The following is a 15123-nucleotide window of genomic DNA, read 5'->3' on the forward strand; positions in this document are numbered from 1 at the left end:
AGGTGCAGTTCCTCGCGGTTTGACGAGGCTGCGCCTTTTTTTTTCGTGCCGACTTTCAAGTTTCGCGAAGAGTGGTTATCCTAGTGTTGTGAACGGCCAAGCAACGAATAGAAACCAATCGATGGAAAAGGAAGTGAGGAAAATCGCATGATCAACGCGGCACACATTATTCTTTACAGTTCAGACGCTGAGGCGGACCGTGTGTTCATCCGGGATGTGCTCGGATTAGCCGGCATCGACGCCGGAGGCGGCTGGCTGATCTACAAACTGCCTCCTGCCGAGATCGCCGTGCATCCTACGGATGGGCCAAGCAAGCAGGAGTTCTATTTTATGTGCGAGGACATCGAGGCCACGCTGAAGGAGTTGACCGCCAAGGGCGTCACGATCTCGGAGCCGATCAGCGACCAGCGCTGGGGGCTGCTTGCTTCCATCAAGCTGCCGAGCGGTGCCGATCTTCCCATCTACCAGCCGCTCCATCCGACAGCCTATAATTTGAAGGGTTGAGTTGAAGCCCGATGGGCTTGTAATAATCAGAGCAGGCCATCCCGCCAAGCAAAGCCTGACTGCCGATCAACTGCGCGAAGCCGCCGATCGCGTGTTGAGCCGTCCCTCGTTCAAGCAGGCGGCCGCCGCCGTGGGGGAAGCCCTTCGCCGAACGGGCGGGTACCGTCAGGCCGTCGATGAAGTAATTGCTTTTAATTTCAATCGTCACGCAGCTAGTTAAAACGAAACATAGCGAGAGGCCATCCGACAAAGGGTGGCCTTTTTGGCGTTATGCGTTGTTCGATCTCGGATATGACAATATCTTCGGCGGGCACACTAGTTAAATCGCATCCTAAAAAAATTTTTGACCGCAATGAAAAATAAGAGCGCGCTCAGTTGTATTACAAGTGAAAGGAGGTGCTGAGGTGTACAATTCATATGAGCTCAATGAATCTGTACGAAAGGCCTTGGAGCTATACTCTCAAAGCATGATAAAAATTGCCTTTGCCTACTTGAAAAACACAGCGGATGCGGAAGAAGTGACGCAGGAAGTGTTCCTCGCTTACTTGCAGAAACGGCCCGTATTCGAGAATAGCGAGCATGAAAAAGCGTGGCTGATTCGCACGACGATCAATAAAAGCAAAAACATGCTGAAAGCCGGTTGGTTCAAAAGCAGAAATCCAGTTCCCGAGGACCTGAGCTACCTCCCCAGAGAAGAAAGCGAGGTTCTGCAGGCCGTGCTTGCTCTGGACAAGAAATATCGCATTCCGATTCATCTGCACTACTACGAGGGTTATTCGATCCAGGAAATCGCGGAGATCCTTCAAGCCAAACCCGCTACGGTCGGGACATGGCTGGCCAGAGGACGGTTTATCCTGAAAGAACAGATTGGAGGCCAGGGGGATGAAGAAGTCGTTATATAAATCCGCAATGGACCGTTTGAAAACAAGCGAAGATTTCAACGAAGCCACTTATGAGAAGTTGATGTCGGAGATGGATAAGACAACGCAAACCCATACAAATACAAGCAATCAAAAGGAGAGAGTGAAAATGGAAAACGTAATGAAAAGAAAGCTAACAGGTTGGACAGTCGGAATTGCAGCAGCAGCAGTATTATCGGTTGGGGTATTCTCGATGCTGCCGCATTCGGCGACGCCTACGGCGCCTCCAACGACCAATGTAGGCACGAAGCCGCCGATCATGGGTAAAGTGGCCGTCAATATCGATGGCGTGATCTCCGAAGTGAGCGCGGACGGCAAGAGCTTCAAGGTCGGCGATCTGTGGGTAACGGTAACGGATCAAACGGCGATGGGCAGCAAAGAACCTACGGCGGCGAAGCCGACGGAAGAATTGCTGGGCAAAGAGTTCAAAGTAGGCAACACGGTATCGGGCTTCACTTCCCAGGATATCAGCACCGGCAAGGTGACTGCAGACGTGATCTATAACAACATCGCGCCTCAGAAGGACGCGGCTTCGAACACGGCGATTAAAGGCAAAGCCGTAGCCAATATCGACGGCCAAATCACGGAAGTAAGCGCGGACGGCAAGAGCTTCAAGGTTGGCGATCTGTGGGTAACGGTAACGCCGGACACGCAACTCGGCATCGATGGTCCAACGGCTGCGGCACCATCCGAAGAGCTGCTGCAGAAAGAATATAAAGTCGGCAACTTCGTATCCGGATTTACGTCCGAAGACGTTAGCACGGGTAAAGTGAATGCAACGCGCATCTACAACAACTTTGCTCCGCAAAAGTAATCGAAGCACGGCTGCCGGAGCGCCATGTGATTCATAGGCTGGCGGCAGATTAGAATCAGAGTACGGAGGAAGAACCCTTTGCATGCAGGGGTTCTTCTTTGCGTTCGTCGTCGTTTTCTTGGCGTTCCCAAGAAAGGGGATGGCATTGCGCGGCGTAAAGGTTATTATTGACCTAGGTTAGACAAAATAATGGACAGGGATCGATTAACCTCCAAGGACAGGATAGGTTGACATGACAGTTGATCATAAACAGCGTTACCGCTTCAGCGAAGCGCCGATCTGGAATATGCAGCGCACGTACTATGAAGAATTGGGCTTGCAAGCATGGAACAATGACCAAATTCCTCAGTATGCGACAAGCAATCCCCTAATTGCCGGGGCGTATGCGGAAATGATATTCGGGTTTCTTCAAGATCGGGCCAATAAGGAGGATCACGCCGCGGCCGTTCAAATCGTGGAGCTTGGCGCGGGAGCGGGTCGATTCGCTTTCCATGTGATCCATGAGCTAAGCCGGTTGATCGACTATGCGGGGATCGACCTGCCTTCGTTTCGATATATCATGACGGATTTGGCGATGAGCAATGTGTTAGCTTGGAGGGAGCATCCCGCGCTGCAATCTTTCATTGCCCGAGGCGTGCTCGATTTCGCTGGATTCGATGCGGTGCAAGACACGGAGCTGAATCTGATCGTGTCCGGCGAAACCATTCGCAGAGGGGATCTGAAGCAGCCGATGGTCGTCGTGGCCAACTATTTCTTCGACAGCATTCCGCAAGAGCTGCTTTACGTGAAGGATGGCCGCATTTATGAAGCCGATGTGCTCATCGAATATCCGGAACGCAGCGATACCCTTCATTCCGCCGAATTGCTCGATCAGCTCTCCTTTCACTATACGCATCGGCAGGCGCCGGAATATGAGCAGGAATCGTATCCCTACCGGGATGTCATCGCGCTCTATCGGGACCAATTGGAAGATTCGCATGTTTTATTTCCGGATGCCGGATTGAATTGCTTGGCGCGCTTGAACCGGCTGTCCCAGGCGGGCATGGTATTACTTACCGCGGACAAAGGGGATCACCTGCTTGAAGACTGGACCTTCATGGAGCCGCCCGAGCTGACGCTGCACGGAAGCGCGTTTTCTCTGACGGCCAACTACCATGCGATCGAGCAGGTAATGAAGGGGAACGGCGCGCTCGCGTTATTCCCTCCGCATCATTATCGAAATATTAATGTAGGCTGTATCATCCAGGTGGACAAGCCCATGAGCTGCGTCCAGACCAGACTGGCCTATCGTCGGGTGATCGAACGTTTCGGGCCGGACGAATTTTTCAGCTTGAAGGAATGGATAGACCCCAATATCGAGGGCATGGAGCTGCAGCAGCTCGTAAGCTTCTGGCGGCTGGGCGGCTATGACGCGGAATTCTTCATGCAGAGCACGGAGCGGATCTCGAGTCTGCTCGGAGAGGCCGCGGACAAAGAACTAGAGGATATCGTCAGAGGCATTGAGATCATGTGGACGTCGTACTACGTCATGGAGCAGCGGTACGACTTGGCGCTTGAAGCCGGCTTGCTGCTGTTCGAAATGGACATGTACGCGGATTCCAAGCGGTTCCTCGAGATATCGGTACGGCAAGACCAGGAGGAGATCGTACCTACCGTCTATTATTGCCTCGCGATTTGCTGCTTCGAGATGGGCATGGAGGAAGAGGGGCTGCAGTACACGAGAGAATTAATCAAGCTCGAGCCGGATCATGAAGAAGCGTTGGCGTTGATCCACCGATTCGAGTCGGTATAAATTGGGATCGCTTTAACGAAACGGACGGCATTCTGGCGCGAATGCGGCCTAAAATAGGCAGCACGATAACCGATGGATAATTGTTAAAGCAAGCTCCGGGCCTCATCTAGTGTATAATGCTAGTAGGAAGCCTCCGCATGGACGGCGGCTGAACGAAGGAGAGCTTATGACATTCGAACAATTGCAACTTATTCCGCCTATTCTTAAAGCGTTAACCAAGGAAAATTATACGGAGCCGACGCCGATTCAAACGCAGGCGATTCCGCCGGTGCTGGCAGGCCGCGACATATTTGGCTGCGCCCAGACGGGAACCGGCAAGACGGCGGCCTTCTTGCTGCCGATTCTCCAGCAGCTGAGCGCGAAGCAGGACCGCCCGAACGGCAAGCGCGTCATTCGTTCGTTGATTCTGACGCCTACGCGAGAGCTGGCGATTCAGATTGCCGATAATTGCAAGGCCTACGGCCGTTTCTTGAATCTGCGCAGCGCCGTCATCGTAGGCGGCGTCTCGCAGAGGGCGCAGGAGCAGGAGCTCGCGCAAGGCATGGATATTCTGATCGCGACGCCGGGCCGGCTGATCGATCTGATGAATCAAGGATTCGCGGATCTGCGGCATGTGCAGATTCTGGTGCTCGATGAAGCCGACCGGATGCTCGACATGGGCTTCATTCATGACATGAAGCGGATTATCGCCAAGCTGCCTGCCAAGCGGCAGACGCTGTTCTTCTCGGCGACGATGCCCAACGAAATCAAGTCGCTCGTCGATTCGCTGCTGACCAATCCGGTGAAAATCGAGATTACGCCCGTCTCTACGACGGCGGAGCGCATTCAACAATCGCTTTACTACGTGGATAAGACGAATAAACTGCCGCTGTTGATCGACATCATGCAGGACAAATCGATCAGCAGCGCGCTCGTCTTCACCCGCACGAAACGCGGCGCGGACCGGATCGTTCGCGGCTTGACGAAGGCGAATATCACCGCGCAGGCGATTCATGGCGACAAGTCGCAGACCGCCCGCCAGACGGCGCTGAACAATTTCAAGAACGGCTCGACGCGCCTGCTGGTGGCGACGGACATCGCGGCGCGGGGCATCGATATCGATGAGCTGTCGCATGTCATCAACATCAACCTGCCGAACATTCCGGAGACGTACGTCCATCGGATTGGCCGTACGGGACGCGCCGGATTAAGCGGGATCGCGATCTCGTTCTGCGAGCACGAGGAAATTCCGTTCCTGAAGGATATCGAGAAGCTAATCAAGCAGCGGATTCCGGTGATCCAGGATCATCCGTATCCGATGTCCATGACGGCGCCTGCTCCCGTAGCAGCCGCGGCAGCCAATGTTAACCGGGCACCGTCCGGGAACGGCGCGCCGCGCGGCAATGGCGGCGGCGCTCCCCGTGGCAAAGGCGGAGGCACTCCACGCGGAGGAGCATCGGGAAAAGAAGGAAACGGCGGCGGTTCCGGCAGTAGTGCCGGCGGCAGCAAAAGCGGTTTCCGCCACCGCGGAAGACGCCCTAACGCTGGCAAGTAAGCGGGGCACGCGCTTTTTGAATCGAACGTAGAGGACATTAGAGGGGTTACCCGTATGGCGGTTCAATCGGACCGCCAGGGGTAACCCCTCTTTTTGCGTTGGCCGACAGGTGATAGGTCCTGTTCATCAAGGACAGTCTAAGGAGGAGAAGAGCAGGATTACGATCGATTCGCCATTCCTCCTGAAACGGAAGGCCGGTACCGCCGTAATACGTGATATAAGCGACGATTCGTTCAGCTATCATTTAGAAATAGCGAGGAGAGGTATTCGTGGATTCACTTTGGTTGGAGTACGCATGGGCTTTATTGATTCTTATCGGACTGGAAGGCTTGCTGTCGGCGGATAATGCCCTTGTATTGGCGGTCATCGCCAAGCATTTGCCGGAGGAACAGAAGAAGAAGGCCATCAATTACGGGATTCTGATGGCATTTGTTTTCCGCTTCGCGGCTTTGTTTGCGATTTCCTTCATCGCGAACGTCTGGCAAATTCAAGCGATCGGAGCCGCTTACCTGCTGTACCTGGGGTTAAAGCACATCATCCAAGCGCGTTTCGGCAAGAAGAACGAGGATATTCATAAGGACGTCAAGAAAGATGCGGCCGGAAAAGCATTCTGGCCGACCGTCGGGAAAATCGGCCTTGCGGATCTCGCGTTTGCGATCGATTCCATTCTTGCGGCAGTCGCGCTGGCGCTGGGTCTCCCGGATTCGCCGCTTGGCGATTTCGGCGGCATGGACGGCGGAAAATTCCTGATTGTCCTGCTTGGTGGAATCGCGGGACTCGTCCTGATCAAATTCGCGGCAACATGGTTCGTCAAGCTGCTCGCGGAGCGGCCGGCACTCGAGACCACGGCGTATGCGATCGTGGCATGGGTCGGCGTGAAGCTCGCCGTCATTACGCTAGCCCATGAAGATATCGCGGCGCTCGACCATGAGTTCCCGCATAGCACCGCCTGGACCCTGATCTTCTACGGTGTCTTGATCGCCATTGCCGTTATCGGGTGGTTTACGCCTTCGAACAAGAAACAAGTGCAAGCGGACGCGAACTAAAGCCGTATACGATCATGGGTTGCGAAATCGCGATGCGGCATGGTACGATCGTTAAAACCAAGCATTATACTGTGATAAAGCAGAATAAACGCGAACAAGCTCGAACAAGCATAAGCAAAAGATAACAACCGATAGAGGCTTTTCACGCAACGTGAAGGGTCTCTTTTCTTATTTCGAACAATCGGGGAGGCGACGGATATGAGAGAATTCGAACACGAATTCGCGGAGAGCCTGTACTATACGGCCTCGGAATTCGAGAAGAAAGGCGGGATCTGGCCCATTCGCGCTGGCAGGAATCAAGCGAAGCCGGGTTATTCCATCGGGCCGAAGATCATCGAGTGCTACTCGATTCATTTTGTCGTGGCGGGGGCCGTCGAATTCGAATTCAAAGACGGCGCGGTGACGCTCGAGGCCGGCGACTTGTTCTGCCTGTATCCTCACCACAAATACCGATATGAGCTCAACAAGAGGGAAGTCGCGCAGCTGCGCATGTACTGGCTTGCCTTCAACGGTACGCAGGCGCCATATCTGCTGGACCGTCTCGGCATAAGCCGCGAGAAGCCGTACCTCCGCAGTCGGTTGACGCCGGAGACGGAAGCGGAGCTGCAGGAGATGCTGCGCTTCATGCGGAGTGGGAACGCCGGCGAAGAGTACCACTTGTCGGCGTCTATTTATCGCGTATTCGGAGCGCTGCACGACACGTCGGCTTGCGCGCAGACGGACACGGGCGAAGAGAAATGGACGGCTAGAACGCTTAATCATATGCACACGCACTACATGGAAGGCATTACGGTCGCGGACGTCGTGCGGGTGGCCGGCGTTCATCGCTCTCATTTGTACAGCGAGCTGACGCGCCTAACGGGTATGGGTCCGCAGCAATACCTGACGAAGCTGCGCATGGAACGGGCCGCCGAGATGCTGAAGCTGCGGGCGTACAGCATCACGGAGATCGCTTTGTCGCTGGGGTACCCGGATCTGTACTCCTTCTCGCGCGCCTTCTGCAAGCATTACGGGACGCCGCCCAGCCGATATCCTCATGACCAGGACCCAACAAAATGACAATTGCTGACTAGACATCGTGATATTTTATTCCCCGAAATATCCGATTAAGATAGAGTCATGCCAATAATCCACAGTAAATAGGTATGAATAATAAGCAAACTTTTTGCGCATTCGTTCGCAATTCGAGAGGGGGAACCTGTCCATGTCGCCAAGCGGAGGAATTGTCCGATTCGCGCGGTCCGCTAGCAGAAATCGCTGGCTTTATCTCATGCTGCTGCCGGGCGTGGCCTACTTCATCCTCTTCAAATATTTGCCGATGTGGGGCATTCTGCTCGCCTTCAAAAACTATCAGCCGTTTCTCGGATTCGGAGGCAGCGAGTGGGTCGGGTTCGCGCATTTCGAGCGGTTGTTCGACGATCCGAGCTTCCCGAGGCTCCTTCGGAACACGTTCGTGCTCGCGATCTATAACATCGTCTTCTTCTTCCCGCTGCCGATCGTGCTCGCTTTGCTGCTGCATGAAGTCCGGAAGGCGGCCTTCAAGCGATGGGTGCAGACGATTATTTACTTGCCGCACTTCATGTCCTGGGTCGTCGTCGTCGGCATCGTGTACGTTCTCTTCACGACGGAGGACGGGACGGTTAATTCGCTCCTGGAAAGCTGGTTCGGCGTCAAGTTCGAATTTCTGACGAGCTCGGCATGGTTCCGCACGATGATTACGTCCGAGGTCGTCTGGAAGGAAACCGGATGGGGCACGATCATCTTCCTCGCGGCGCTCGCCGGCGTGGACCCGCAGCTGTACGAGGCGGCGAGAATGGACGGCGCCAGCCGGCTTCGGCTCGTCTGGCATATCTCGCTGCCGGCGATGCGTTCGGTCATCGTCATCCTGCTGATTCTGCAGCTGGGCAAGTTCATGGACAACGGCTTCGAACAGATCTTCCTCATGCTCAACGCCACGAACAGCGACGTCGGAGAGGTGTTCGACACCTACGTCTACCGGGTCGGCATTACGACGGGACAGTTCAGCTACAGCACCGCGGTGAACGTGTTCAAGTCGGTCATCGGCCTCGCGCTCGTCGTCTCGTCGAACCAGTTGGCGAAGCGCTTCGGGGAACGAGGCATCTACTAATCCCGCAATTGAGGTGAAACCGCTATGCCGAACGGACGCGGAACGCTCCGCTTCAACTTGTACGATACCGTCGTTTATGCGCTGCTGCTGCTGATGACGCTCGCGACGCTCATCCCGGTGCTGCTCGTCCTGGGAGGATCGTTCGCTTCGACGAAGGAGCTGCTCGAGAAAGGAGTCGTGTTCTTCCCGACGCAATTCTCGCTGGACGGCTACAAGTATATTTTCTCGACGTCGACCTTCTCGCACAGCCTGCTCGTGACCGTCTGGATTACGGTGCTCGGCACGGCGATCAATCTTATGATGACCATTCTGACGGCGTATCCGTTGTCGAAGAGCGAGCTGAGGGGCCAGAAGCTCGTCATGATGCTCATCGTGTTCTCGATGATATTCAGCGGCGGCATGATCCCGACTTATCTCGTCGTAAAATCGTTCGGCTTGCTGGACACGTATTGGTCGCTCGTCGTTCCCGGCGCCGTCAGCGCCTTCAACCTGATCGTCATCCGGAACTTCTTCCAGCAGCTGCCCGACGGGCTGGAGGAATCGGCCAAGATCGACGGCTATAACGATCTGCAGATTCTCGTCCGGATCGTGCTTCCGCTGTCGATGCCGATTATCGCGACGTTCGCGCTGTTCTACGCGGTCGGGCATTGGAACACGTACTTCAATGCCATTCTGTACATCAACGATTCGACGAAATGGCCCATCCAAGTGCTGCTTCGGCAAATCGTGATTTTGTCCATGGGCGGGATCGGAGATTCCAACGCGTTCGACGTGAACTTCGTGCCGCCGGCGCAGACGGTGAAGCTGGCCGCGATCGTCGTGGCGACGGCGCCCGTGCTGCTTATCTATCCGTTCCTGCAGCGGCACTTCACGCAAGGGATGATGCTCGGCGCGATGAAAGGGTAGCCGGCTCGACCAGAAGCTCGACCAGAGGCTCGATCAGACAGGCTTTCAAGAGGGAAGAAGAGAATGTAAGGGAGAGAAAACCGATGAAAACAGCATGGAAACGCAAGTCGCTCGGCGTGACCGCCGTGTTCGCCCTGACAGCCGCGCTTCTCGCGGGCTGCGGCAGCAACAACGGCAACAATAACGGAGAAGGGGCATCGACCCCGCCGGCCAATGCACCGCAGAATGAGTCGGCGACTACGAACGATCCGGCCCCGCAGGGCGAGCCGCTGCCGATCAGCCTGATGATTCCGTACTGGAATCCGGAGGCTCCGAAGGCGGACAGCGAGGTGTTCCAGCAGCTGCAGACCTTCACGAACACGAAGCTGAACGTATCCTGGGTGCCGGCAAGCTCGTACAACGATAAGTTGAACGCGCTGATCGCGTCCCAGGACGTGCCGCAGATCGTCTACGTACTCGCCAACGGCAACAAAAATTCCGGACTCATCAACGCCGTGCGCTCGGGCATGTTCTGGGAAGTCGGCCCTTACTTGAAGGAGTATCCGAACCTGAGCAAGATTAGCGACGATCTGCTGAAGCAGAGCGCCATCGACGGCAAGGTGTACGGCATCTTCAAGGCGTTCCCGCAAGCCCGCGACGGCATCACCATTCGCCAGGATTGGCTGGATGCCCTTCACTTGCAGGCTCCGAAGACGCTTGACGAACTGGTCAAGGTCATGGAAGCCTTCGCGCTGCAGGACCCCGACAAGAACGGGAAGAATGATACCTACGCCATCGGATCGGGTTCGGGTATCAACGGCTTTAACAACTTCGTGCTGTTCAACGGCGGCCCGAACCAGTGGGGCACGCAGGACGGCGGCAAGCTGACGCCGAGTTTCTTGACCGACGCTTATAAGCAGACGCTCGACTTATATCGGGGCTTCTACGAGAAGAACATCATTAATCAAGATTTCCCTAGCGTCACCAATGATTTCGAGCTGTTCAACAAAGGCAAGTCGGGCATGATCATCGGCGCGCTCGATGACGTGCAGAGCCGGTACGCGGACCTGTACAAGAGCCACCCGGAGGCAAAGCTTGAGGTCGTCAGCTTAATCGAAGGACCGCAGGGCGCACGGGTACCGACGCGCGGCGTGCTCCCGCCGCAGTTCATGTTCCCGAGAACGAGCATCAAGTCGGAGGAGCAATTGAAGCAAATTCTCGGTTACATGGACAAGCTGGCCGATCCGCAGGCGCAGAATCTCCTGAAGTGGGGAATCGAAGGCGTCCATTACAAGCTGGATAACGGCAAGGCGGTCCGGACGGATGCGCAGAAATTCACGCAGGACGTGTCCCAGCTGGATTTCCTTCAGTACACGGAATACGACGCCGCAACCCCGGGAACGCTCGAGCCGGTCGTGGAGAAGGCGCTGCAGATGCAGAAGGACAACCTGCCGAACGCGATATCGAATCCGGTGCAGGCGCTTATCTCCGATACGTTCGTTCAGAACGGTCCGGAGCTCGACAAGATCATTAACGACGCCAGAACGCAATACGTGACGGGAGCACTGGACGAAGCGGGCTGGAATAAGGCCGTGGAGCAATGGCGCAAGCAAGGCGGAGACAAGGTTATCGCGGAGTACGAAGCCGAGAACGCCAAGCTGAACCCCTAATCGATTGCAGCCGACGACCCGATGAGACGATCAGCCTAATCTAGCTTTCCATGCAGACGATCAGCTAACTGACCTAGTGAAAGGAAGTGCGCGAACCGTGCCACGTAAACGTAAAAATATTTTGCTCATTACGAGCGACCAGCAGCATTGGAACACGCTTGGATTTCGTAATTCGGAGGTGTCGACGCCGAACTTGGACCGCCTCGCGGCGCAGGGGACGACCTTCAGCCGCGCCTATTGCCCGAATCCGACCTGCACGCCGACCCGTTCTTCCCTGATCACCGGCCAATACCCGAGCCAGCACGGCGCATGGACGCTCGGCACGAAGCTGTCCGAAGCGCAGCATACGGTCGGCGAGGACTTCACGGCCGCTGGCTATCGGACGGCGCTCGTCGGGAAGGCGCATTTCCAGCCGCTTGCAACCACCGAAGAATACGCGTCCAGCGAGTCGTACCCGTTGCTTCAGGACCTCGATTACTGGCGGACGTTCACCGGACCGTTCTACGGCTTCCAGCGCGTCGAGCTGGCGCGGAACCATACGAACGAAGGACATGCGGGGCAGCATTACGGAATATGGCTGGAGGATAACGGCTGCGATAATTGGCGCGATTACTTCCTGCAGCCGGCGGGTACGATGGATCCGTCGGAGAAGCATAAGTGGCGGATCCCGGAGCAGTACCATTACGACGCCTGGATTGCCGAGCGGACGAACGCGCTGCTGGCGGAATATACCGAGAACGAGGAGCCTTTCTTCCTCTGGTCCAGCTTCTTCGATCCCCATCCGCCGTATCTTGTTCCTGAGCCTTGGGATACGATGTACGATCCCGACAAGGTTACGCTTCCTGCCGTTGCTCCGGGCGAGCATGAGGCCAATCCGCCGCACTTCGGCTTGACGCAGCAGCGCGATCCGGACTTCACGGCTTACCGCGAATCGGGCAAAGGCATCCATGGGATGCATTCCCACTTGCATGACGAGCAGGAGCTGCGGAAGAACATCGCTGTTTACTATGGCATGATCAGCCTGATGGACAAGTACATCGGCACGATTCTCGATCAGCTGGAGCGGCTCGGACTTGCGGACGACACGGTCGTCGTGTTCACCTCCGACCATGGGCACGCGTTCGGTCATCACGGCCTGATCGCGAAGGGCCCTTTCCATTACGAGGATCTGATCCGCGTACCGATGATCGTCAGGCATCCGGATCAGCAGGAGCAGGGGCAAGTCTCGGACGCGCTGCAGTCGCTCGTCGATTACGCGCCGACGTTCCTCGGCCTGGCAGGATTACCGATTCCGAACGCAATGACGGGCCTTGACCAAAGCGCGGTATGGCAAGGGGAGGAGGCTCGCCTTCGGGACCATATCCTGTGCGAGAACCATCACGAGCCGACCACCATCCATTTGAAAACGTACGTGGAGGACCGGTACAAGCTGACGGTCTACTATAACCAAGAATACGGCGAGCTGTTCGACCTTCAGGCCGACCCCGGGGAGCTGCGCAACCTGTGGAGCGATCCGGAGGCGGCGGAGCTGAAGTCCAAGCTCCTGCTCCGTTACATCTGGGCGGAGCTGGGCAAGGAGCCGATGTGGATGCCTCGGGTCTCTGGGGCTTAGATGGGGAGTTAGCTTCAACTCCTATGGAGATGATCCTGTTCAGTTGTTCAGGGTCATCTCTGTGATTAAAAGATTGGATAAGGGCGCCCTTGCTGGCGGCCCTTTTTATGTGCAGGTACGGTGTCCGATCCGGCGAGACCGATGCGAGCAGGTGCCAATCATGCTATGATCGGTGATAAGACAGGAAGGAAATGGGTGTTATTGTGTCTCCCGTTGGCATGCGGGCAGCGCGAATTCGTTACAGGGGGCGAATCATGGACTATATTCGTGATTATACGATGTATGCGGCGGTGTTCGGCATGTTCAGCTTCAGCTGGTTCGGGTGGGCGCAGGAGAGGCCGAGGGACAGTTGGCGCCTCTATCTCGGGATCGCTTCCGGCTGTGCGCTTCTCGTTTGCCTGCTGGGCGTGTATTTAAGCATCAACAATTGGAATGAACCCTCGGCCTTATCGGACGATTCGTCGCTCACCGTCTATATCATCACCGTCTATGCGGAGTTTATCGTGGCCGGTATAGGGGCGTACGTATTCATTCGCAATAAGGCAAAAGAATACGTCGCGCCTTGGATCACGTTCATCGTCGGCATCCATTTTATCGGACTGGTCAACGTCTTCGACGATCCGAGCTTGTACGTGCTGGCCGGACTGCTGGTGCTGGTCTCCATCCTCGCGATGATCGTGGCGCCCCTGCTTCGGGTAGCAAGCAGCGCGATTACGGGAATCGGCTCCGGCACGTCGCTGTTTGTCTTCGCGGTGCTAGGTTTAATTCGATATTGGTCGGTGTAGCAGGCCGTGTGGAACGGTTGGAGATGATTCCCGCAACCAGGGGGTCATCTCTTTTTTTGATGCTATCGCAATATTGGCGAAAGACAAGAAATTGTCACTTACACCGCGTTTTGCGATTTTGCTATACTTCACACAGACTTAAGGGAACACCCGGAGAGGACGACACCATGAACACGGAAGCCAGGCTGCCTAGAAACGGAAAAGAAGGATTGTTGTACGGCGCGATTATATGTACGTTGACCGTATTGCTGATGACGTCATTGAATATCATGCTGTCGGCAGGGGAGTTCAATTCGAATGTCGCCAAGGAAATTGTGAAGGCATTGCCGATTATTTGGGTCATCGTGATGGTGATCGAGCCCGTCTTGATCGGACGGCTGGCGGAAAAGCTGGCTGCAGCATTCACGGCGCCTACGGACAGCTTCAATGCGCGAATCATGTTCCGCATCTTGTTCACGGTCATCGGCATGTCGATCTGCATGACGCTGATCGGCGATATTATTGGCAATGGATTTCACGATGCCATCGGCCGTCACTTCCTATCGAGCTGGCCTAGGAATTTCCTGGTCGCATTGATTGCCGAAGCGATCGCCATTCAACCCTTTGCCCGTTATGTGATGGTCAAGCTGCATGATGCCCAAGACAATAAGCTGCGAGTTGGATAGTCGCAACTATGAACCGCTATGCTTCGTGATGGAGCAGGACGCTAAGAAAGCGCCAATCTAGATGAGAGTGATCATCTTAGATCGGCGCTTTTTTGAGCGGTTTGTGCGGTTTGATCAGTTTGAGCGAGGATCAAAGGTTCAAATCGAACGTCAGACAGATCTGCTCCAGAAACGACTCGGGCGAATAGCCGCGCTCCGTGCGTTGGAACGAGTACGAGTCGCTGCTCATCGCCATCAAGAGCATATCGGCCTTGAAGACGCTGTTCGGCTGCGGTTTCCCCTGAACGGCCATCTCGTCGAACAGATCGACCAGCAGTTGATGCAGCTCGAGATAGAGCGGGCCATGGGTGCGCGACCGCGACCGGTTGGCGGGCGTGGATTCCTCGACGCCCGCAAGCAGCTGGGACTTCTTCTCCCGGAAGCCGAGGAACAAGTTAAGAATGCCCTTTAGGCGGCCGATAGGCGCTTCCGTCCGGTTGTCGTTCAAGTACGCTTCGATATTATCGAAGAGGAGAATGATGTTCTCCTTCATCAAGTCCGTGCATAATTCGCTTTTGTTGCGGTAACGGCGGTACAGCGTGCCCGGACCGATCTGCGCTTCCGCGGCGATTTGGTTCATACTGACCTGTTCCACGCCATGCTGCTCGAACAGCCGAAGCGCCGCATCCAGGATGCGCTGGCGGTTCTCCGCGGCATCGCGGCGTTCGGAACGGGGCGGGGGTGTCTGCGAATCAAACATGAATAAGCTCACTTCCTTGCATGCGAAGT

The 15123-nt window shown here is 55.7% G+C and carries 14 protein-coding genes; 13 read left to right on the plus strand and 1 reads right to left on the minus strand.

Annotation, left to right across the window (positions count from 1 at the left end; all coding sequences use genetic code 11):
- The first annotated feature begins 147 nt into the window (after nt 1-147).
- From AC0YNU_RS26050 to AC0YNU_RS26110, 13 genes are all read left to right on the plus strand, one after another.
- Complete coding sequence (locus tag AC0YNU_RS26050; RefSeq protein WP_475761702.1) at nt 148-504, plus strand: VOC family protein; 357 nt, start codon at nt 148-150, stop codon at nt 502-504.
- A 404-nt stretch (nt 505-908) separates the two neighbouring features.
- Entirely contained in the window at nt 909-1406 is a 498-nt protein-coding gene (locus tag AC0YNU_RS26055) for an RNA polymerase sigma factor (RefSeq protein ID WP_475761704.1), read from the plus strand.
- A 127-nt stretch (nt 1407-1533) separates the two neighbouring features.
- Nucleotides 1534-2238, plus strand: a complete 705-nt coding sequence (locus AC0YNU_RS26060; protein WP_475761706.1) for a DUF5666 domain-containing protein — start codon at nt 1534-1536, stop codon at nt 2236-2238.
- Nucleotides 2239-2470: 232 nt separating this feature from the next.
- Nucleotides 2471-4030 carry an SAM-dependent methyltransferase gene (locus tag AC0YNU_RS26065; RefSeq protein ID WP_475761708.1) on the plus strand — a complete coding sequence of 520 codons (1560 nt, stop codon included), beginning with the start codon at nt 2471-2473 and terminating at the stop codon, nt 4028-4030.
- A 166-nt stretch (nt 4031-4196) separates the two neighbouring features.
- Nucleotides 4197-5564 (plus strand): DEAD/DEAH box helicase, encoded by a 1368-nt coding sequence (locus AC0YNU_RS26070; RefSeq protein WP_475761710.1) that lies wholly within the window; start codon nt 4197-4199, stop codon nt 5562-5564.
- Between the two features lie 269 nt (nt 5565-5833).
- Nucleotides 5834-6610, plus strand: coding sequence for a TerC family protein (locus AC0YNU_RS26075; protein ID WP_475761711.1), 777 nt, complete (start codon nt 5834-5836; stop codon nt 6608-6610).
- A gap of 198 nt (nt 6611-6808) precedes the next feature.
- Nucleotides 6809-7669 (plus strand): AraC family transcriptional regulator, encoded by an 861-nt coding sequence (locus AC0YNU_RS26080; protein WP_475761713.1) that lies wholly within the window; start codon nt 6809-6811, stop codon nt 7667-7669.
- A gap of 145 nt (nt 7670-7814) precedes the next feature.
- On the plus strand, nt 7815-8738 hold the full coding sequence (locus AC0YNU_RS26085) for an ABC transporter permease (RefSeq protein ID WP_475761715.1): 924 nt from the start codon (nt 7815-7817) through the stop codon (nt 8736-8738).
- A gap of 24 nt (nt 8739-8762) precedes the next feature.
- Complete coding sequence (locus tag AC0YNU_RS26090) at nt 8763-9644, plus strand: carbohydrate ABC transporter permease (RefSeq protein WP_475761717.1); 882 nt, start codon at nt 8763-8765, stop codon at nt 9642-9644.
- Between the two features lie 83 nt (nt 9645-9727).
- Entirely contained in the window at nt 9728-11293 is a 1566-nt protein-coding gene (locus tag AC0YNU_RS26095; RefSeq protein WP_475761719.1) for an extracellular solute-binding protein, read from the plus strand.
- 97 nt (nt 11294-11390) lie between these two features.
- Nucleotides 11391-12905, plus strand: coding sequence for a sulfatase family protein (locus AC0YNU_RS26100; protein ID WP_475761721.1), 1515 nt, complete (start codon nt 11391-11393; stop codon nt 12903-12905).
- Between the two features lie 254 nt (nt 12906-13159).
- Complete coding sequence (locus AC0YNU_RS26105; protein ID WP_475761723.1) at nt 13160-13690, plus strand: hypothetical protein; 531 nt, start codon at nt 13160-13162, stop codon at nt 13688-13690.
- 167 nt (nt 13691-13857) lie between these two features.
- Complete coding sequence (locus AC0YNU_RS26110) at nt 13858-14355, plus strand: DUF2798 domain-containing protein (RefSeq protein ID WP_475761725.1); 498 nt, start codon at nt 13858-13860, stop codon at nt 14353-14355.
- A gap of 130 nt (nt 14356-14485) precedes the next feature.
- On the opposite strand, the gene AC0YNU_RS26115 is transcribed toward AC0YNU_RS26110, so the two are convergent.
- Nucleotides 14486-15094: a TetR/AcrR family transcriptional regulator gene (locus AC0YNU_RS26115; RefSeq protein WP_475761727.1), complete on the minus strand. Its 609-nt coding sequence runs from the start codon at nt 15092-15094 to the stop codon at nt 14486-14488.
- Between the last annotated feature and the right edge of the window lie 29 nt (nt 15095-15123).

Source organism: Paenibacillus sp. J31P316 (assembly GCF_056269105.1).